The organism is Brucella gallinifaecis, assembly GCF_006476605.1.
Classification (GTDB): Bacteria; Pseudomonadota; Alphaproteobacteria; order Rhizobiales; family Rhizobiaceae; genus Brucella; species Brucella gallinifaecis.
Genome location: NZ_ML636809.1, coordinates 95,831 through 115,858 on the forward strand (window position 1 = coordinate 95,831; position 20,028 = coordinate 115,858).

Here is a 20,028-nt window from a genome sequence, read left to right on the forward strand (position 1 = left end):
TCAGGACCTCACAGTAGACCGGTTCAGCGCGCGGCCACCGGCTGAGTACATTTGGTCGCTACTGAAATAGCCCGATACGCCGGGCTCCGGCGCGTCACCGCGCGTGAAGGGCAGCGTCTTGCCGAGCGTATCACGCTCAGCTTGGGTCAGCGCGTAATAGGCGGGAGTATAGGTCATATACGAATAGAAGCTCGCCCCGACTACACTCGCGCCAGGCTTGATCTTTCCGGGATCATCATCGCTATGGCCTGTGCCGGACAATTCCTGCGCAGTGTAGCGCAGGGTCGGTTCGATCCACTGCTCGTTACGCCGGAAACCGTAGGTGACAGTTTCGACGTATTTGCCTTTCAGCATCGCGATCAATTCGCGCTCATAATTGCCGATCCGTTCGTCGGTCGGGTGATTGTAGAAGCGCTGCACGCGCTTCAAATCGGTCGCGACCTTGGCAGCGATATGCTGCGCGTGGGTAACGGTAAAGATGGTGGTGTCGGTGTAGGTAAAGCTCTGAGTCATTAGATCATACCTGAAAAGCTGTGCCGAAGACTTTTTGCCAGTAGTAGACCGTCTCGCCCTTGGTCGGCGCTGCCAGCGCCGCATCAATGGCGTCGCCCGCGTCCAGTGCGGCCTCGACGATCATCTCGATATTCTTCACCGTGTAGAGGCGGCTGACATTGTTCTGCGCGTTAACGGGGTCGATGATTTTCATCGGCTCAGAAAATGTGCCGACGGTATATGCAGGATAGTAGTCAGAAAATAGGATCTGTTCGCGGAAGTTGCTGGTCGCAATGTAGGTGAAAAATTGCTGCAGTGCCTCTGGGTAGTTTGAGAAATCCGCACCTTTATCCTGCAGGTGGGCGAGGATTAACTCGACCATAAAGGACTTGAAGCGGAAGCCGTCGCGCTCGCGCTTCATAACGCGAGTCCAGAATTTGACGAGCCGCACCACCTGGGCAAAATGTGTTTGTTGGGCTGCCTTCCGTTTGCGTGCAAATTCCAGATGCAGTGGGATGCTCGTTTTCAGGAAGCTGCCATCTTCCTGACTAACGAGATTCCCATACCATCGCAGGTCGCCGTCGTAGAGGATCGGTACGACATCGACGTCGAGGCCTGAGCCGCGAAACGAAACTGTCACACTGTAGGTCTGTGGCTGAACCTGATCGGGACTGAAATTCGGAAACGCCTTACGCAGGCGTTCGGCGAGATATTGAAGCAGCGCCTGCACATCCTGCGGCGCGTTGGCGCCACTGATATAGCAGGCCACGTCAATGTCGTTTAGTGACCGCAGGGCGGTTCCTTTGGCAAGACTGCCGGAAAGCAGCATTTTCCGTAGCGTGAAATCCGGGTGTTCTTGTAAGTAGCCTTCCAGCTTTTCGCGTAGTCGGCGCGCTTGGGCGCGATACTCGTCCGCCTGCTCTTTCGGCAGATTCACCTTCTCGGCAGCGAAGCGGACCAGGTCGGCGTGATCGACGTGGAGCAGGCTCATTTGTCAGTTTTCCTTTCCATGTCGAGTTCGCCATGTTATATATGTCGAGATATAAGCGATCAATAAAAGATCGTCAAGTACAACATGCCGGAGTCGACATGACCGATGCACAGCCGCCCTCAGTGATATTTCAACAGCGATTGCGCCGTGCGCGCGAAATCCGCGGCTGGAGCCAGAGTGACCTCGCCACCGAAGCCGGCATGCCGCCCAGTTCGATCGCGCATTTCGAGACGGGCACGCGCAAGCCGTCCTTCGATACGCTGCGCAGGCTGGCGAACGCGCTCGATATGACCACTGATTTTCTGCTCGGCCGCGTTGAGGAGCCCGGCCTTGCAGAAGCCGGCGATCCGCTTTTCCGGGATGTCGGTAAGCTAAGTGCAAACGATCGCGAGATCGCGCGCGATTTCCTGAAAGTGCTTGCCGATCGCAACGCTAAAAAGGGGAATAGCGGTGGGTAAATTCCGCCTTTTGTTGGCAAAGCAGGGTGCGGAACAGTTTCTGACCGACGAAGGAATCGACACGTTGCCGGTCGACCCATTCGCCATTGCCGAGAGCCGCGACATCATTGTTCAGGGGAAGCCGCCAGAAGTTGAAGGCGTGTCCGGCATGCTGCACCGCTACGGCAACACCTTTGGCATCATGTATGCCACCAGTATCGCGTCGCCAGGCTTTCAGCGCTTTTCCGTCAGCCACGAGCTGGGCCACTACTTTTTGCCCGGACATATCGATCATGTCTTGCCGGTCGATGGCGTGCATGTCTCGCGAGCAGGATTCGTCACGGAGAATTCCTACGAGCTGGAAGCCGACCATTTCGCAGCCGGCCTGTTGATGCCGCGGAAACCATTTAAGAAGGCGCTTGCCGATCGCGTTCCAGACCTTTCTGTTATCAGAGAGATGGCCGAGCTGTGTGACACGTCCCTCACAGCCACTGCAATTCGCGTCGCAGAGTTGAGTGATGCCGCCGTGGCAGTGATCCTGAGTACGGGGACCACAGTTGACTATTGCTTCCGATCTGACGCGATGAAATCGCTGCCTAAGCTCGACTGGGTGCATAAGGATTCACCTGTGCCGGTTGGAACACCCACTTCACGTCTCGCGGCCGATGTCGGTCGCGTTCGTGCGGGTGGGGTGATCGAAGATGAGATCGATATCCGCGATTGGTTTGGTGGCACGCAGAGGGCTTTTGTTTCTGCCGAATCCATCGGTCTGGGTAATTATGGAAAGGTGCTCACCATTCTCAGTTCGCCGCATATCGGCCGGGAAGACGAGCCTTCTGACGAACAGGAAGAAGCGGATCTGATCGACAGCTGGAAGCCTAAGTTTCGTCGGTAGGGAAGTCGACGAATGTAGGAGCTGGAAACAGTTTCTCATTGCGTGCGGAGCGGCGGGTACGCAGATCTTGTGCAGTTAAACGTACACACCGACCTCCCTCGTCGGCACACCTAAGCAAGAACCCGAATTCGGCGAGCACAAGCGCAAAGTGCAACAAATCGACTTGAGAACGCAAGCCGACAAGCACCGAGAAGGTCGGCAACGTCTACTTTCGAACTAGGATAAGGTTTGCGTAAACGGCTGCAATGAAGGCGCAAAGCTGCCGGAATTCGGCGACCTATTGAGTGGCAGCTTTTTCAATTTGGCCGGTCAGAAGCGTCGAGGCAAGTTATACCCAATTGTGCTGCTGAGCTCGGCGCGATTGCTGAGTCTCACTCAACACCTCTTTCGAGTGCCGCAGTTATTTTCACAATGTGACATTGGTTATCAGCCCAATATCTTCCGGGTCTGGCACAGTAGCATTGAATATGTCTAGATAACTTTTCCGCTTTCGAGGCGATGCGCCCGAGGCTTCGACTTTTTCGTTCACAGCCTTCAATAATCGTTCTGCGCTCGGTTTAAGCTGCGCTTCGACTTCTTCAATCCGATCATGGATGTCAGCGGGAGGAGCTGCCGACTTCGTGTCACTCCCTGTTGAAGCTAATTTGACGTTCAGATTGACCGTCCTGCTATTTGTTTTTTTCCTGTCATCAGCGTTAGGAATTGACGGAGAATTGTTTGGGCCCGATTTATGCAGAGGTTCCTCATGCTTTTCAGGACGGGCGGGCAGGGGGCTAATTGTCTGCTCAACGGCCTGTTGCCCATCACTCGCGTATTCGCTCGTCAGTGCTGGAACTGCCCTATGAGGTAGATATTCAATCGTCGGCACATCAGGAACATGCGATTGCGAATAAGCTTCAGCGGCCTTGAAGGGCATGGTGTTGAAAAATCGCAGCTTGTCGCCATAGATCGGTCGTTGTCCTTCAACGAGCAAGATCATCTTGTTTTCTGGCATTTGCCGCACCTCTTGGGCCATCATTAGATCGCGTTCGCGGATTTGCTCAACTTTTGTACGTCGAGGTAAACCGAGAATCTCGATAGTGCGTGATTCAGATTTGTAGCGGATCGTTCTCTTTCCAAGTGCGCGGGATGCATATTCCGCTGTCGCTTGATCGTTGGCACCTAGCACCAGCTGATATCCACAGTTGCCAAGAAGGGAGTGACGCGAAGTCTCACCGTAAATCTCGTCGAGATTCTTGAGGTCCTGAATAATGATTGCGAGCTTGATATTATAACCAGCCACATAGGGCAGCTTTGTCATAATCTCGTCCATCTTTTTAAGCTGTCGAAATTCATCCAGCAAAAAATAGACGGGTAGCGAATTTGGATCGTGTTCCAGCGTCAGAATGTTCATGACTTGCTGTACGAACAATGTGAGAAGCGGTCGCAGGATCGTAATATCAGTAATATTCGGTGCAAGATAAATTGAGATTGGCCGCCGTTTCATGGCGGCGATATCCATGTCAGTTACCTCCGTTGCGGCAACAATGCGTTCATTTCGGAAGGGTCTAAGCGCGTTTTGGATATCGAGCAGAGCGGATGCTGCAGCACGCTCTGACAATGCCAGAAATGCGTTGAAGCTTTCGACCGTATATTTTGAAAGGTTAGGCTCTTTTTCCTTGATGAACTTGATTTGCGCCTGAAGATCAACACCACTGTTTACAAAAGAAATGACTTCGCCGAGGTTTCGGCGTCCATGGTAAAAGGGGCTCTCAAGAACGTAGCTGATAATTCCCGCAACGACCTGTTGAGCTAAGCCCTGCCAAACTGAATTTTCAGAGCCTAGATTCTCAGGGACGAGAATGCTGGCGATATTTTGTATATCCGTGGTGCGATTACCGCGCTCGGGGCGCACAAAATCGAGAGGATTATAACGATTTGTCGTTTCAGAGCCGGGGGCGAAGAGGAAAACCTGGCTACCGTTCTTCTTGCGATACCCTGCTGTCGCTTTGAAAATTTCGCCCTTCAAGTCGGATACGATCATTGACCCTTCATGCACGAGAGCATTTGGAATGACATAACCCGCTCCCTTTCCCGATCGTGTAGGGCCGATTATCAGATGATGGCGACTGTCGGCCGCTCGCAACACATTTCGGCCGAAACGACCGAATATGTGCCCTTTCTTGCGGAACCACTTGCCGCGTCGAAGGCCCATGACGTCCTGAAAAGCCGCGTCGCCCAGAGGGTTTTCGTGAGCCCTGAGACCAAGGTAGCCCGCAAAAACTGCGGCGGCGATGGCAGGTAATAAGGCACCGATGGCAACACGTTGCAGAGTTGAGTTGGACGCGTAGGCCCAGACTTGCTGAAGCGGAGCAAAAGGATTCTCGGTGATCGTGATATTCAATACTCGGCTGTCTTTATAAACTACCCCGAGTACGACTCCATAAGCCAAGGTCCAAACAAGGAAGGCTATGCTTGCACAAAATACCAGATAAACCGCTTTGTAACCCTTGCTCATGGTTGCTCGTTTCGCGCGAAAAATATCTCCGATACGCCCCGTTTTCCGCCGTCGCGACGCAACTGGATGACGATGGGGATGACCATCCGGATATACGACATGAGATCATGCTTCGAGTATCCGCCAGCTAGCCCCGCTTGCTGCATCATCATGGCGAGCTGTTCATAGGCACCTTGCGGCGTATCGGCATGAACCGTCGACATAGAACCTGGATGACCGGTGTTAATGGCGCGAAGAAATGAAAACGCTTCAGCGCCGCGGATCTCGCCAACGAATAGACGGTCAGGCCGCATACGAAGGGATGATTCAAGCAAGTGCTGAATTGTGACGTCAGCCGTGCCCTGTCCACCTTTCGAGGCTACCAGATGAACGCGGTTCTCCTGGGGCGGTAACAGCTCGCGGGTGTCTTCCAGCGTGATAATTCGTTCCTTTGGATGGACAGATTTCAGGCAGGCATTCAGAAAGGTAGTCTTTCCCGATGATGTACCGCCGCTAATCAGGATCGAAACCCGTTGCGTAATGGCCGTGTTGATGAAATCGAAAATTCTGTTTTGCTTCAGATGCTCGATCAGCAGTCGGTCAATATCACTAAGCCCACCAACAGCCACGGAAACCTTGTCCAGCGAACCGCTATCCCTATATTCTTCCAAGCTGAAATTGCTAACGACCTGCTTGCGGATCGATATCGAGCCGCCATCCGGTGCAGCAGGTGGAAGAACCACCTGAATGCGCTCGCCAGTCGGAAGCGCTGCGCTCAGGATTGGCGCGGATTTACTGATAAACTGATCAGTCGCACCCGCAACACGCTCACCGATATTCTGAATCTCCGCCGATGAAAGCGCATGAACCTCGTGGAACTCCATGTGATCGGCACCAAGTCGCTCGATATAGACGTGACCTGGTTTGTTGACAGCTATTTCCACGACTTTTGGATCGTTGAGAAATGGCCGCAGCGGCTCAAGTGCTCGATCTAAAAAGTAATATCTGCTTTGTGTGGTTGCTGCCGCACTATTTGCCCCTGCGTTCACGTTGAATTTCCTTCATCGCTTCTGTTACGGGATCGTCGTACATGGCCGAAAAATCGAGGTCCTGACGCACAAATATGAAAATGCGTTCGCCTTGATGGACGCTGATTGTCGGCTTGATGCGCAAGTTCTCGCTCAGTGCGGTATTTGCCATTTGGGAGAAAGTGTCGGCGATCGTCTCGCGGGCTAGTTCTTCTCCGCGTTTTGCATCGTCATTGTTACGACCGAAGGCTTCACCGCTGCCGAAACCTGTCAGATAGCTTGCGCCGGCGCCGACCATGGACAACATGATGGAAGCCCCGAACCGTTCACGCCATTTTTTATCGACGATACCGGTCAGACCCGATCGGCCAAGGCTGTCAGTTCCCACGGAGTTCAGGCGCACGCTTACACCATCATCCCTAAGCAAGCGGGTCCAGACTACGAAAACGCGGGTCTGGCCTGTCATGACGTCGCTTTGATATTCACCAATGAGGCGGGTGCCGGTCGGAATCAGAATGCGACGACCATCAAAACTGTAGACGTCTTCAGAGGTGATTGCGCGAACTTGGCCCGGCAGATCACTTACGATCGATGTTTCGAGGATACCGGGTATCATCGTTCCTTCCGGCACAACTGCATCGATGCGCTTGATTTTCGTAGCCTTGGCATTACGGTCGGCCATTGCCGAGGCCGTCGCCAGAAACTTGCTGTTTCTGTCTTCGCCAGCAACAGTCGGTGTTCCTTCGCCACTATCGCCACCAAGTCCCCCATTTGCTCCGCCTGATCGCGCTTGATCCATCTGAATAAGTTTGGATTTGAACCGGTCTGGAAATTCTTCAACGATCTCCGGCGTGGGTGCCTGATCGGGTTCCTTCACCGCGACTGTCGGCGGGGGCGGGGGAGGGACATTAAATGTCGTGGTGTCGACTTTCTCCGGCTCCGGTGGCGGTGGAGGCGGCGGGATATTGATGATGTTGGGTTCGGGCGCAGCAGGAGGCTGATCCTGGTCGCGCACGAAAGACGGCGGTCTGAACGACGTGGTGCTGAACTCCTCGTCACCGCGCACGAGATCGCGCGGCTTCTCTGAAGGTTGTTTGAGAACAAAATAAGCCATAGCTACACCTGCAAGCAGAAATACGGCCATCGCAGCCGTCTGATTCCGCTTTGCATTCTTGTTGCTGACTCCGGCGTCATCTGCAGACGCCAGTGCTTCCAGTTCGGGAGACTGTTTCATCAGTTGCCGCTCCTTCTCCGCTTGGTTGCCACTTGATCAGGCGCAGGACCCATGATGTCGGGATCGGGTGCGCCAAAATCCGGCTTTCTAAGGTTGAAGATGCAGATCCACTGATCACCGTCGCGGAGGGTGTATTGAGTTGCCGTGCCATCCACGACCAGATATTCGCCTTCCTTGCGGAAGTTACGCAATGTTTCGGAAAAATCGCTGTTCACAGCAAAGATTGCTGGCGTCCGACCAGTGAATTTGAAGAAGGTTTTCTTGCCGTCATCGAAAACCATTGACGGCTTCAGTTTTGTATCTCCCGTAAATGAATAGTCGATATTGACGTTTGCCTTGTCGATTTTAGAGATATTCGGGTTGGCAGCGCGATATTCAGCCTCTTTGCGCATCGCTGCATTCAAATCCTTCTCGGGGTAAATGAAACGGACGCCAAAGACCTTTTTGCCAGCATCCGGGGCATAGTCGTGCAGCTCCAGAAAATAGATGCGCTTGGTTGTGACAACGTTCATGTTTGTGACGACGTTCTTCGCCGTCGGTTTCACAAACAGAATGTTGCCTTTTTCGGTTGGAGCGACCTGCCAGCTCTCTGTATCGCCGAGTGAAATCGTCTCAAACTTTTCATCCTCATCGAAGATGATCATTGTCGATATGCCATACGTCGCGGAGATTTTGACGACATTGTTTGGCTGGTAGACAACACTGGTAACACGTGAATCGAGCGATCCAGCCCTTGGTGTCTGTACTGCGTGGGCGTGCGAAAGGAGGACGGTGGAGAATGCCGCCGCAATTAGGAAGCGGTTTTTCATCCCTTGCTCCCTTCCGTGACGGTTTCCTGATCACGCCGGTAATTGTAAACTTGGAAGCCGAGGGGATTTTCAAACCGCCATTCGTTTGTGGCGGGTTCGTCCGTGTAGCGATAGCGCACGACACCTATGTAGTGTCTGGTGATGGCATCGGTATCGGACTTTTCAGTGGTTGAGAAACGAACAAGTGCGGTGGAGTCATTGGGGAAGGTGACAGACTTCACATTGACAAGCACACGCTTGTTTTTCCCGTAGACCTTCGCCGGATTGTTCGGATTCGCAGCGCTGTATTGCTCTTGCAATTCGCGAGCGGCATCACCTGTCGACAGCAGTGCTGCCGTGCCGAAGTTCGCATCAATCGCGTAAGGATCATAGCCTTCACGTGTCCTGATATACCGAACGACGTTGGCTTGTGTAATTGCGCGTGAATCCGTCAGATTTTGCGCTTTTGTCAGTCCGCTTTTGGTTTCGATGTAGCCGGTAGCCTTGTCAACGACGACAATCACAGGCTCGAACGATTTTAGCGGAACCAGCATAACGAGCGCGAGCAATGCGAAAAGCGCGACCAGCCCGAATATGATGGTTACGAACCATGCCACGGCCTTTGAACGTTTTGCTTTCCGGACGATTTCGTTCTCCCAACGATCACCGTCCTGAAAATAACTTCTCAATGCAGCTTCTCTGGAATCCGTCATGATCTGGCCTTTGACCTCTTATGAACCTGCAGCCTCAGCGAGGCAGGCTGTTGCTGCTTATTCGGTTTTGCATTGCTTCTTTTGCGCCCTGGCTTGTCGGGGAAATAGAGCCCCCGCCGCCGCCAAAACGATTGTAAAGTGAACGTCCGCCTCGGTAGCTTGCGCCGATCCCCTTGAAGCCAGCTCGCGCAATCCGCATTGGGGCGGTGACACCGGTCATGCGAGCAATCCGAGTCGCGGCAGCGCCAATACCAACGGCCAACCCACCTGCAATGTCCTGAGCAAGGACCTGGATGTTCAACAGGACGAAAGCGCCTGCGAAACAAAGCAGGAGGAAAGCTGAAATATCACTCAGCGTAAGGCGTCGCTCTGTAGCGGCAGCGGATACCTTCGTCAGTTCAGGGTCCATTGCGGCGATAAGGAAAGCGGCGACGACAAACACGAATAACGGGATCAGTGCGTATAGAAGAACTTGTTGGAACCACGCCTGCCCAAGGCTGCGCGATTGTTCAAACAACATGCAGGCGATAAAAATCGGTGCGGTTCCGATCAGAACCCATAACATCACCTTGGCTAATACGAGAATTGCGAGGGCAACTGCGATGAAGATTGCCACGCAGGCCATGATGAGAAAGCCAACCATAGAAGGCAAAACGGAAAAATAGCCCGATTGCTCGGCAAACGCGGAAGCCGCCTCATTCGCGGTTTTCCAGATCATGGAAAGACCATTTGTCGGTTCGGTAATTCCCGTCCCGGTGGCGGTCAGGATGGCGCGACCTACATCTTCAGGGGTATTGTTCAGCCACTTATAGAAAAAATCGTTGAAGTATCCCCAATTGCTGATCAATGCCAGAATGAAGACCATGCGGAATACGCGTGTAACAATTTCAGCCACACTAATCCGCGAAGTCCCCATTATTACTTGGATACCGTAATATCCAACATAGGCGATGAACATCACCTTGAGCAGCGGCGTGATTTCAGAGCCAATAATATTGTAAGCCTGCGATGAAAAATTCTCGCCGGAATTATCAATTCTCTCCAAAAGATCGCTCAAGAAATCATGCATAGCGGCCCCCGATTATTCCGTCGCTATCGAATTGATCGCAGCAATGGCGGTCGCTGGATCGCCATTAACAAAGGCCATAGGTCCACAGTCTTGCCGAATGTCTTCGGCAAATGACGTGAGATTTGCGGGACGTTTGCAAGGAGCAGTCTTTTCCTTGACCGTTCCGCAGCCGGCAACGCCGGCTGCAATGGCGGCAAAGATAAAACACTTCAGGAAGCTGTTAGCGATGTTAGTTTGCACTGTACGTCAACACCTTCTTGGAATTGGAAATGTCGGTGAGGCGGCGCTGATTATCGGCCTGCAATGACGACACGGCACCGTTCATCACGCCGATCAGTTCATTGATGGTCAGTCCTGCTTGGACTTGCAGCTGCGTGTTTTGGTCGATGGAACCTTTAATGTCCTTTGCCTGACCGATACTCTGCCCGGCCTGCTCAAAAGCGCTTCGGCGCGTCGTTACCGCCTGTTGCGAACCATTTACGAGTGCGGCGACACCAAGCACAGTGTTGACCATCTGTTCATAGGACTTGTCTCCGCTGAAGCTGCTATTTGCTTGCCCCGACAAGTTCTTAACGAGCTGAAGCCCGTTGATGAAAGTGGACGCCACCTTGGCGATGTCACCACCCATGCTGCCAAAATTTGGCACTCCACCGGACATAAGGCTGTCAAAAGAGGGCATTGACGATACGCTAAAGCCATTCCCGACGGCCAGGCTTTGCATCTGGTTCGCATCGCTGCCGCGATCACCGGTAACGGCCTTCAATGTCTCCTCGACCGTTGTCAGGATTTCCTTGTTTGTCCCGAGGATCTTGTCAGTCGTGACGGAGGTTTGTTTTGCCACTTCATAATTGGCAGCGTCGATGACCGGGACACCACCTGCATAAGCCGCCATGGGAGCGAACGATGCTAGAGCCACGGCAATCGCTGACGCCGAAATGATCAGTCGTTTCATTGTTAGTCTCCCTTATTGAGGATCAAGGTTCAGTTTGATGTTCGCCTCGCGTTCACGCTGTTGAACGCAAGCCTTTTCTTCAGTATTCCATTCGAGGCCGGTACGGGGATCGCAGACGCCGGTCGTTTCTCGCGGCTTGTCGTCTTTCTTGTTGAATGAAGCCGATTGAGATGCGCCCGAAATGCCACTGGCTGAAACTGCTTTGCGGCCGTTGAGCAGTTCGGCCATTGAATTGCCGAGGACAATCACCTGGTTGACCATTTCGAGGTTCGCATTTCGAGCGCCGGCGTTGTGATCCCAACTGTCTTGAATTGTGCCGGATTGCATGCCGCCGAGCTGCGTGAGCCATGAGGCGACGTTGGCGGTACTTTCCTGTGTTGCCTGCGTCGTTGCCATCGAATTGATGGTCGAATCCCGCATACCGGAATATGCTGTATCACCGCCGCCGTAGTTCATGGGCAGGTCCTTTGACCCGCCGAACGCCGGTGTCCATTTCTGCGTGATATTCCGGACGTACCCCTGCGTTTCTTTGAACGGTGGAATGCCGCCGTATTTATTAACGTTGCCAGCGCCAGCATTGTACGCTGCAAGGGCGAGGTTGGCGTTGCCGTTGAAACGCTTGAGCTGCTGTTTAAGATAACGAGCACCACCGCGGAGGTTCTGTTCAATGTTATGCGGATCTACGCCCAACTCTTTTGCGGTATCAGGCATCAACTGTGCCAAGCCGATAGCCCCCACGCCCGATTTCGCGCATGGATTAAAGCGGCTTTCCTGATAAACGAGCCCTAGAAACAAATTTTCGTCTACACCCTCTTCGCGTGCCACTCGTTTGACCAACCCGGAAATTTCCGGATTGGCTTTGGCGGCTGCAACGGGATCGTCCTTGCGCCCCGGTCGGTAGACAGCACATGTTACGCTCTTGTTGAGGGAAAACCGGTCTTTATCCGTCTTCTCGATTTCCGATGTTTTTTGATCCCGGACCGTTCGTTCGGACAAATTAGATCCGTCAATGACAGGAACGCCACCAGCCCACGCCGACAATGGCATGTTTGCTGACGCCAAAATTATGCATAAAGTTGCTCTCTTATGCATCATTCCTCTCCCATCCGCAGAATTCAGCCAACCAGTTTTCAGGCTCATCGCCGTATCGTTCCCGCAGCGCAGCACATTCTGAGACGGTCTCTTTTCGACCCGAGAGTACTTTGACGAGATCAGGCATTTTCGAGAGATCGAGACGGGCAATGACCGAGTCATTCCCGTGCTTGACGAGAAATGTGCGCTTTTCAGGCGGAGTGTTTTTGATGAAATTGAATTCTTTAACGCTCAATCCAAAGCGTCTGAGGTAGCTCTCTTCGTCAGCGCGCGGGTTCGGGAAATGAATGTTCGTGGCCGATTGCTCAATAAGGGTGTGAGACGCCTTGGCTTTGGCAATGTCGGCGGCCGACTGCGTTCCGAAGCCGACAATACCGTTGAGCTTTCGAATGGTTTTCATCTTGTCGATGATGAAATGACTAAACGTTTCATCCATAAGCAGCTGCCAGCCTTCGTCCATGAAGAACATGACAGGATCGCCGTTCAGAAGCTCATCGAGACGGTGATAAAGGTACATCAGTGCGGGGGTTCGGATATCCTCGTTGCCGAGGATGCTGGTCATATCGAAACCGAAGACGCTACGCCCGGAGAACGACAGCACGTCATGGTGGGCGTTGAAGAGCCAGGCCTTTTCGCCGTCGATCCAAGGACGCAGCCTTGACGCCAGGTCGTTCGCATCCGCACGCGAACGTCCTACAAGCAAGCCCGACAGGTTTGGCAGGTTGCGCTGAGCTGCCGGCTCTTCCATGATACGGGCAATCGCCCGTTCCAGCGTATCTGCGTCCTCCTGGCTTAAGTCGCGACTATCGCTGGAGCGCAACATGGACTTCAAAAGACGAAGCAGAAAGTCCCGATTTGGCCCGGTATTCTCCAGTTGAAGCGGGTTAAAGCCTGTTGGCGTTCCCGGCGAGAGGACTTCGTATGCTCCGCCCATGGCCCGTACGAAGATTTCAGCGCCCCTGTCCTTGTCAAAAAACACAGCCTTCGGCGTTGGAGTAACACGCATTGCCTGAGCCAGCAGGAATGTCAGGGCAACGGTCTTGCCGGAGCCAGTTGGCCCGGTGACCAAAAAATGGCCGATATCACGACGGTGAAAATTGAACCAATACGGGGTTTGCGAGGTGGTTTCGAGTATCGTGATCGGCAAGCCCCAATGCAGATTGTCCGATTGCCCAGTCGCGAAATTATGCATCGATGACAGGCCGGAGAAATTTGCCGATGACAGCATGGCCTTTCGTGCACGATAGCTGTGATTGCCGGGCAATTGCGCCCAGAACGACGCTTCGAGGTTCATATCTTCCCGAAGCCAGTTGATGTTCATATCGGTCAGGCAACTACCGAGTTCGGAAACTGCCTTGCTCAAACCATCAAGGTCGCGAGAGAGGCAAAGCAAAGAGAAATGGTGGATGCCAAAAACAGCCTCCTGGTTCATGAGACTGTTCAGAGCGAAATCGATATCGCTTTCGACCGCGCTGCCGGATTCATCCGACGCGGCAATCTGGCGCTGAAGCCGGGTAATACGCTCTTGCGCAATCGGCTTGTCCGAGATTGTGAAGCTTTGCGTCAGTATAAACTCGTGATTTACCTGCAGCAGACCGTCCAGCATTCCCGGACCGGTGTACGGCGGATATTCCTTTATGGAGAGCATTGCGCCAAAGCGATTGTCTTCATCGACGGCGGCTTGTGTCTGCATTGCTCGCTTGCCGAAATGCAGGCGTGACGCTCCGACGTAATTTCGAATCCCCATCCGCGGCAGTCGCATCTTGCGCGGTACACCGCAGGTCAGGATTGTGTTGATGAATTCGCACGGTTCAGAGTATGGCTCCCCATTGCGATAGGTGATGCCAAGCTCGCGTGCGCCATACTTTTGCAGCTCACGGGTCATGTTGGCGACGAGCTCTTCGAGCTCGGTCACTATTTCCCGCGTTTGCTGATCTCGAACCTCAGCCCCGCCGGATCGCGTGAAAGCACGGCTTACTACGTCGCTGAGACCGAGGGCGCCGCGCATATTGGTTCGCACGATGGAGAGGTAAATTTCGTTGGCGAACATGCGTTTATGACGCAACTGGCTCATATATCGGCTGTTTAGTTGATCGCAAAACGGGTCATCGAAAGCGCCACCAATTTCGGAATCGACCTGTCGGCGAATAACAGTCGACCAGACAGAAAAACGGCTCGATCCAAGCGCTCGAATGATCGTATTCTGAACATTCGAGCGCATGTTGAGTTCGGCTTGATCTTCGGTTTGGAAAAAGAGGCCGTCGAGTTTGATGACCGACAAGAGAGCGCCGTTTTCCAAGCCGATCACTGTATCCGACATATGCCTCAGATATGGGATATGCGAAGCCATAGGCCGCTCATTATGAGCGACCTTGCCAAATCCGAGTTCTTCTCTGACGACTTTCAACATTAGCTAAGGTCCGTACGAATTTGTTCCCCAGAAGGACTTGTTGCGTGTGCGAGGCGTTTTGCGCGCGGTGACTTCAACAACATCGAGAATTTTGTTGTCCCAAGCGCAAAGGGAGAACAGAACCACATAGCTGATCGGGGCTAGGAGCAGGATCCAGAACGACTTGCTGACCAGCCATGCTATGATTGTGATGCCGATAACGACGACGACTGCCATATACGGGACACCCCACATGGTGGGAGATCGGGTTAACCCGATTACCAACGGGGTCAGCTGCGGCTTTACATCCTCGTACTCAGCCATCGCTAGTTTCCAACTGTGCTGATCAGCTCGTCGACGATTGATGGAGCACCGAAAACAAGACCGATCCCGAGGATCACACCGCCAGCAAAAAACCAAGACAGTCGGCCAGCAAATGCGAGAAAGCCCAACGCCATCACGGCGATGATTGCAAACAGGCGACCAATAGGGCCGCTGATGAAATCAACGATAGCTTGAAATACTGTCTGAATGGGCGCGAAGGCACCACCAACGCCGCCTGACTGTGCCAGCGCCAAATCCGCCCCGACAATTTGCGCGGCAGCCACCAAACCAAGGCAGGCTGCCAGCTTTGAAGCGCTGATATGCCAAGCCTTATTCTGTTCGCTGATCATCCTTCTCTCCTTTAAAAATGCATCACGCCACCAACGAAGGTGCCGGTTTTCTTGACTGCAATGACCCCGGATTGAGTTTCGCTCGCCATGACAGGCGAGGATCTCCGACTACCACCAACGAGCTTCTTTTTCGGCGCTGGCATAGTTACGCCAAGCTGGTAATTGACGACCTTTGCGACGTATCCGATGGTTTCCCTGAACGGTGGAACGCCGCCGTACTCATAGATGCGGCCTTCGCCTGCGTTATAAGCGGCGGCAACAAGCAGGGGGTTTTGGAACTCGTCCAAAAGCACCCGGAGATACTTAACGCCGCCTTCAATATTTGACGCCGGATCACAGACGTCGCGGACGCCGAAGCGCTCAGCGGTTCCCGGCATGAGCTGCATCGGCCCGCGTGCGCCTTTGTCTGAATTGCGGGAACGATCGAACTGGCTTTCTGCCCAAGTGATGGCGGTAGCAAACAGAGCATCAACTTGATGTCGGCGAGCGGCCTGTTCGACCAGAGTTTTGATTTCCTCTGGTGTTAGCGGGGAGGGGCCGCATTCGGGAGTGGATACAGCTGCCTGCTTAGAGGAAGGCAAATCGCCTAAACGGGTAGATTCATTCTGAAACGAGATAACTGGATTGGTAATATTAGATAGGGAGCCAGTGGCTAAAACAGTGCCGAATAAATTGCCAAAATGGTTATTCGTATTAGTGCCGTTTCCACTTTTATCCTCCGCGGAAACGATGCCATCAGAGCCCACAACAAATTCTTTGCTTTCGCTTGTCCAGCGGCGGTTGAATACGGTCAAGTCCGAGCGTGATCCGGATGCGTTGTGAGTTGCGGCCTCGCCGTCGCCATCTTGCGCGAATGGCGCAATTGCGCCTTTTACTTCTGCGCAAGTGGCGGCAATCCCGAACGGGATGAACAATGTGGCGCTTAGCAATAGCGCTTTGATTGAAAGCCTCTCCATTCTAGCCCCTTAGCTCCTGTCGCAGACCTCACATGCGCTGTTGAGGTTGCAGCGAAAACCGATTAAGTTCATAATAGCATGATACCGATTTGGCTAAGTGATACATGCTTTTTCGCAAATCATAAACCCCCTATGAACATGGAAAATGAATAAGCAATACGGTAAGGGCTGGAAAATGAAGAGAACCATCGCAATCGCAATGAGCAGTTGTATGTTGGCAACAGCCGCAATCGCCGCGCCTGCAATCAACAAGGATTACATCAAGTCGCTGGCATCGCCGGGTAAGACCGTGCTTGTCATTGAGTATTATGACGGAGACGGAAAAGTTACGGCTCGGAAGGGGTTTGCATCCGCCTCGGGCTATAAGGCAACTTCACCGACCGAATTTCGGCTTGATGATAAGACCCTTCTGAATCTGTACGGGCTAGAAGCCTGCAAAGGTGAAATGGTCAATCGTAAGGATGATTTTGCTGGTTCTTGCACTGACTACGCCAAGCAGCAGCTGCAGATCATGTTGCAGTCGCCGAAGGTTCTCTTTTGTCGGGCATTTGTAAGTGAAGAGAGCGCACCCAAACAAAATGTAACGTGCTACGGCTATTACAATTACCCCGGGAGCCTGGACACGGTAGATATGCTCGAAGAGCAATTGCTCTCTCTTGGCGCGCTCCGCATTGCCAAATCGAAAGACGGGAAGCTAGAGCGTCCCGATCTGGAGAACGCGCAGAAGATTGGAGAAGACGGCTCCTATGGTATGTGGGCCGATCCGCGGGTGAAGGCCCAATGAAGCCAGCCCTATTATCGCTCTGCATGGTCCTTTTTTCGACAACGGCTTTTGCAGCGCCGGAGGGATATTTCGACCTCCAGCCGGGCGTTACTTTGGAATCTGGCGATACGTGGGTCTCAGAAGGCCAGCGCTATCGCCTCTATGGTGTTCAGTCATGCCTTCGAGGAACTGCTTTCACTGATACGACCGGAAACAAGAAGGACTGCGGTGAGGCGTCGCTTGCCGTATTCGCCGCTTATATCAAAGACACCAAACCGGTGTGCGCTCCCGTAGCGCAAACTGCCGATACTTCCTATGTCATTTGCTACGCGACAATCGGCGGAAATCGCCTCGATTTAGCGACGGTGTTGATTACGAGCGGCTATGCCTTTGCCGCGCTGAAGGCTGACGGGCTTCCCTACTATCCAGCATACGCAGTGGCCGAACAGGAAGCTCGTGAGAAGCGGGCAGGCCTCTGGCAATTCGAAGACGTTCAGCATCCTGCCATCCTGTTGAGCAAATCGGCAAACGAACGGACGAGGAATGCCCAACAATGAAATATCTGATCGTAGCAATGTCATTTGCCGTCGCATCGACACCAGCATTCGCAGCTGATGCTATTAAACGCGCGCCAGCTGCCAGCGTATCGGTTCAACCTAGCCAGCCGGTACCGCTTCCAATCTTCAAGGGTCGTGTCGCGGTTATTGATGGTCGGACCCTATGGTTTCCCACTTATGCCCAACGAGTTCGGCTCGCGGACATTGACGCGTGCGAATTGCCTCAATGGGCGCTTGATCCGAAATGGACGAACAGGGACGTCACGAAAGCACCGCCGCCTGTACCCTGTGGCCCCTTTGCAAAAGCTTGGCTCAAAAGAGCGATCGGGGCGTCCGCCGTCTCTTGCGGTGTCGTCGGCTATGATGCTGAAGGCATGGCACGAGCGAGATGCACATCGCGGGGACGCGACCTAGCTCTCGAAATGCTTCGTGTGGGTTGGGCGAGGGTGGATTCATCCTACCTCAGCCACCCTCAATATATAGGCTATCAGCGTGCCGCCATGTCGGCGCGATATGGCATGTGGGCGACCTATATTCTGGATATGAATGAGTGGCGGCGCAAGGCCGTCGACAAAACGCTCGATCGTCAGCCAATCGCGGATTTCAACCTACTCGTAGAGCGCAAAAGCGAAATCTCTCCCCCGTTTGCCGAGGCGCGCAGAAAACCAAGAAGGACAGACCGATAGTTGTCGGAAATCGCTCATATTGCGCTCAATTTCGCGCGCGATCCTACGGCCTGCTTGTTGCTGGCCATCCTGCTATCGTTTTTGCTTATCATCCCGTCGTCCAAAATCTGGTGGGTCCACGGCATAATCGCGGCCCTATTCCTCACCGTATCGCTGTTTTTCCACGAACAACGGCAAATGTCGTTCGATGCGTTCTTGATCGGCGTCTTTGCCTATCCAGCGGTATGCCGCGATATTCCAAATCAGCTCCTGGTCTATCGCGTTGGAATCTACTGGTTTTCCGCGTTCACACTTATCGCCCTATGCAGCTACGCGGCCGGAGATCTCATCACACGGTCCCCTTTTCACGCCCGAGACATGTTGCCTACCAGGTTGGTTTCAACCGCTACAATATGAGGATGACCTGAAATGAAGCAGTTTCTGTTTGCACTCGCTGGCCTTGGCACTATCGCCGTGATGCCATCCGCTGCAATAGCGCAGGACACGGGAGGGATGCCATCTTGGGGCTGTCAGGTCCTTTTGTGCGCAGCATCATCAAACCCTTCGTGGCATGGTGTCCCTTATTGCGTCCCGCCAATGACCAAGTTGATCAAGGCCATGGCAAAACCGGGTTTTTCATGGCCCATTTGCCATGAAGCTAAGTCTGGCAAACCCGGATATCAGCCTTACGAGGATTGCCCATCTGGATTCAAGGAAGCCAGCAATATGAGTGATCGCGGCGCAATGCTGTCCAACCGCTGCGAAAAGACAATCAACACCTGCACCAACAAGATCAGGGAACAGAACAAAGAGCTTCAGCAGTACAAGGATGTTCAATATCGAGACATTGGCAACTCGGATCGCGGAAATAGTTGTCGAAAGGTCGTCTCCATTGCTCGTCCAATGCGAAAAGACCCTTACTTTTTCGACATTCCCGATTATCAAGGTTTGAAGGGGCGCTATTGGTTCAGTTTGAAACTTTAAGGAGCTCTAATGAATCAGAACGCACTTCTCGCACTGGCAGCAAGCGCCGGCATCGCTGTTGGCGCGGGCGGTACTTGGTTTGTAGTCTCCAACGCTTCGAGCAACGCAACAGCCATTGCAAAAGCCGATATTGTTGCAGCGATCAAGGCCGACCCTACACTTTGTCCCGTTCCCGATGAGCCAGCGGCGAGCGCCAAGCTCGATGTGCCAACTCAAGCTGAAGCATTGTTTGCCGTGAGGAAGCTGGAAGAAAAAAATCCGCTCTTATGGGACAGAAGAGAACTCGAAAACCTCTCTGTCACGTTGGCGAATTGTTGGCCAGTCGACGGTGCGACCGGCATGGTCGAATGCGTAACCAATGTCAAAAAAAACCCGTCGGCGCAAACTATCGCGAGAACGGTTGGATTTGCCAAGGATCAATCATCCGGCGAATGGATTGCGACAGACCGCAAATAGAAGAAGCCCGCTGGCGGGCTTCCAAAGCAATCATAATTTCTTATCGACGCTTTTCAAAACTGATGCCATTTCGCCCCGTGCGAGCGTAATCCGCCCGGAGATAAGAGAAGCGGCGAGATAGACCAGTTTTCCGATGGCGTCATCCACATCTTGCGGCTCATAATCTACGATCCGGCGCGGATCTTCCGCTAGCGATGACATATCCAGCAGTCGTTTTGTCGGGCCATTGTCGCCTAGGAGAACGACATTGGTTTCATCCCGCCAATCCAATGCATTAGCAATAGCATCCATAATGGCCTCCGAAATTCATTTTCAGAAGATGGGTGATGCTCGTAAGTGCAATCCTCGAAACTGATGCCTAGTTGATAGCAGCACGATACACGATCATTAGTAGATCAATGCTTCTTACTGTCCGAT

General features: G+C 53.1%; 24 protein-coding genes. 8 read left to right on the plus strand and 16 right to left on the minus strand.

All coding sequences use genetic code 11. From position 1 onward, the window contains the following. Positions 1–513 carry an HORMA-1 domain-containing protein gene (locus FHY56_RS14015; RefSeq protein WP_140905779.1) on the minus strand — a complete coding sequence of 171 codons (513 nt, stop codon included), beginning with the start codon at positions 511–513 and terminating at the stop codon, positions 1–3. Between the two features lie 4 nt (positions 514–517). After that, positions 518–1,483 (minus strand): CBASS oligonucleotide cyclase, encoded by a 966-nt coding sequence (locus FHY56_RS14020; RefSeq protein WP_140905780.1) that lies wholly within the window; start codon positions 1,481–1,483, stop codon positions 518–520. A gap of 98 nt (positions 1,484–1,581) precedes the next feature. On the opposite strand from FHY56_RS14020, the gene FHY56_RS14025 reads away from it, so the two are divergent. Further along, on the plus strand, positions 1,582–1,941 hold the full coding sequence (locus FHY56_RS14025; protein ID WP_140905781.1) for a helix-turn-helix domain-containing protein: 360 nt from the start codon (positions 1,582–1,584) through the stop codon (positions 1,939–1,941). Beyond that, complete coding sequence (locus tag FHY56_RS14030; RefSeq protein ID WP_140905782.1) at positions 1,934–2,815, plus strand: ImmA/IrrE family metallo-endopeptidase; 882 nt, start codon at positions 1,934–1,936, stop codon at positions 2,813–2,815. Before FHY56_RS14025 ends, FHY56_RS14030 begins: the two co-directional genes overlap by 8 nt. A gap of 406 nt (positions 2,816–3,221) precedes the next feature. On the opposite strand, the gene FHY56_RS14035 is transcribed toward FHY56_RS14030, so the two are convergent. Genes FHY56_RS14035 through FHY56_RS14095 form a run of 13 tightly spaced genes read right to left on the minus strand, consistent with a single transcriptional unit; the run spans position 3,222 to position 16,186 of the window. After that, positions 3,222–5,312: a type IV secretory system conjugative DNA transfer family protein gene (locus tag FHY56_RS14035; protein ID WP_140905783.1), complete on the minus strand. Its 2,091-nt coding sequence runs from the start codon at positions 5,310–5,312 to the stop codon at positions 3,222–3,224. Continuing rightward, on the minus strand, positions 5,309–6,340 hold the full coding sequence (virB11, locus tag FHY56_RS14040; RefSeq protein WP_140905784.1) for a P-type DNA transfer ATPase VirB11: 1,032 nt from the start codon (positions 6,338–6,340) through the stop codon (positions 5,309–5,311). Before virB11 ends, FHY56_RS14035 begins: the two co-directional genes overlap by 4 nt. Continuing rightward, on the minus strand, positions 6,321–7,553 hold the full coding sequence (virB10, locus tag FHY56_RS14045; RefSeq protein ID WP_140905785.1) for a type IV secretion system protein VirB10: 1,233 nt from the start codon (positions 7,551–7,553) through the stop codon (positions 6,321–6,323). The genes virB11 and virB10 overlap by 20 nt, the downstream gene beginning before the upstream one ends. Beyond that, positions 7,553–8,362 carry a TrbG/VirB9 family P-type conjugative transfer protein gene (locus tag FHY56_RS14050; protein ID WP_140905786.1) on the minus strand — a complete coding sequence of 270 codons (810 nt, stop codon included), beginning with the start codon at positions 8,360–8,362 and terminating at the stop codon, positions 7,553–7,555. The genes virB10 and FHY56_RS14050 overlap by 1 nt, the downstream gene beginning before the upstream one ends. Then, positions 8,359–9,054, minus strand: a complete 696-nt coding sequence (locus tag FHY56_RS14055) for a VirB8 family type IV secretion system protein (protein WP_140905787.1) — start codon at positions 9,052–9,054, stop codon at positions 8,359–8,361. The genes FHY56_RS14050 and FHY56_RS14055 overlap by 4 nt, the downstream gene beginning before the upstream one ends. 34 nt (positions 9,055–9,088) lie before the next feature. Beyond that, positions 9,089–10,123, minus strand: a complete 1,035-nt coding sequence (locus tag FHY56_RS14060) for a TrbL/VirB6 family protein (protein WP_140905788.1) — start codon at positions 10,121–10,123, stop codon at positions 9,089–9,091. Between the two features lie 12 nt (positions 10,124–10,135). Continuing rightward, positions 10,136–10,363: a hypothetical protein gene (locus FHY56_RS14065; protein ID WP_235889508.1), complete on the minus strand. Its 228-nt coding sequence runs from the start codon at positions 10,361–10,363 to the stop codon at positions 10,136–10,138. Then, positions 10,353–11,075 (minus strand): type IV secretion system protein, encoded by a 723-nt coding sequence (locus FHY56_RS14070; protein ID WP_140905789.1) that lies wholly within the window; start codon positions 11,073–11,075, stop codon positions 10,353–10,355. The genes FHY56_RS14065 and FHY56_RS14070 overlap by 11 nt, the downstream gene beginning before the upstream one ends. Positions 11,076–11,087: 12 nt before the next feature. Then, entirely contained in the window at positions 11,088–12,122 is a 1,035-nt protein-coding gene (locus FHY56_RS14075) for a lytic transglycosylase domain-containing protein (protein WP_168927613.1), read from the minus strand. A gap of 37 nt (positions 12,123–12,159) precedes the next feature. Next, the gene (locus FHY56_RS14080) at positions 12,160–14,577 is read right to left on the minus strand and encodes a VirB4 family type IV secretion/conjugal transfer ATPase (protein WP_140905790.1); all 2,418 of its coding nucleotides are present in this window, start codon (positions 14,575–14,577) and stop codon (positions 12,160–12,162) included. 3 nt (positions 14,578–14,580) lie between these two features. Continuing rightward, the gene (locus FHY56_RS14085; protein ID WP_128095088.1) at positions 14,581–14,880 is read right to left on the minus strand and encodes a VirB3 family type IV secretion system protein; all 300 of its coding nucleotides are present in this window, start codon (positions 14,878–14,880) and stop codon (positions 14,581–14,583) included. A 2-nt stretch (positions 14,881–14,882) separates the two neighbouring features. Then, positions 14,883–15,230 (minus strand): TrbC/VirB2 family type IV secretion system protein, encoded by a 348-nt coding sequence (locus FHY56_RS14090; protein WP_140905791.1) that lies wholly within the window; start codon positions 15,228–15,230, stop codon positions 14,883–14,885. 11 nt (positions 15,231–15,241) lie between these two features. Continuing rightward, complete coding sequence (locus FHY56_RS14095; RefSeq protein ID WP_140905792.1) at positions 15,242–16,186, minus strand: transglycosylase SLT domain-containing protein; 945 nt, start codon at positions 16,184–16,186, stop codon at positions 15,242–15,244. A 175-nt stretch (positions 16,187–16,361) separates the two neighbouring features. Between FHY56_RS14095 and FHY56_RS14100 the strand changes: the two genes are divergently transcribed. From FHY56_RS14100 to FHY56_RS14125, 6 genes are read left to right on the plus strand one after another with little or no spacing between them, the layout of a single operon-like run. Then, positions 16,362–16,970, plus strand: a complete 609-nt coding sequence (locus FHY56_RS14100) for a hypothetical protein (protein ID WP_140905810.1) — start codon at positions 16,362–16,364, stop codon at positions 16,968–16,970. Further along, the gene (locus FHY56_RS14105; RefSeq protein ID WP_140905793.1) at positions 16,967–17,506 is read left to right on the plus strand and encodes a thermonuclease family protein; all 540 of its coding nucleotides are present in this window, start codon (positions 16,967–16,969) and stop codon (positions 17,504–17,506) included. Before FHY56_RS14100 ends, FHY56_RS14105 begins: the two co-directional genes overlap by 4 nt. Continuing rightward, a complete protein-coding gene (locus tag FHY56_RS14110; RefSeq protein ID WP_140905794.1) occupies positions 17,503–18,192 on the plus strand; it encodes a thermonuclease family protein in 690 nt (229 codons plus the stop codon). The genes FHY56_RS14105 and FHY56_RS14110 overlap by 4 nt, the downstream gene beginning before the upstream one ends. Further along, the gene (locus FHY56_RS14115; RefSeq protein WP_140905795.1) at positions 18,193–18,588 is read left to right on the plus strand and encodes a hypothetical protein; all 396 of its coding nucleotides are present in this window, start codon (positions 18,193–18,195) and stop codon (positions 18,586–18,588) included. 12 nt (positions 18,589–18,600) lie between these two features. Further along, entirely contained in the window at positions 18,601–19,155 is a 555-nt protein-coding gene (locus FHY56_RS14120; RefSeq protein WP_140905796.1) for a hypothetical protein, read from the plus strand. 9 nt (positions 19,156–19,164) lie between these two features. Beyond that, entirely contained in the window at positions 19,165–19,611 is a 447-nt protein-coding gene (locus tag FHY56_RS14125; RefSeq protein ID WP_140905797.1) for a hypothetical protein, read from the plus strand. A 30-nt stretch (positions 19,612–19,641) separates the two neighbouring features. Here FHY56_RS14125 and FHY56_RS14130 read toward each other — a convergent pair whose 3' ends face one another. Next, positions 19,642–19,902: a hypothetical protein gene (locus tag FHY56_RS14130; protein WP_140905798.1), complete on the minus strand. Its 261-nt coding sequence runs from the start codon at positions 19,900–19,902 to the stop codon at positions 19,642–19,644. Positions 19,903–20,028: the final 126 nt, after the last annotated feature.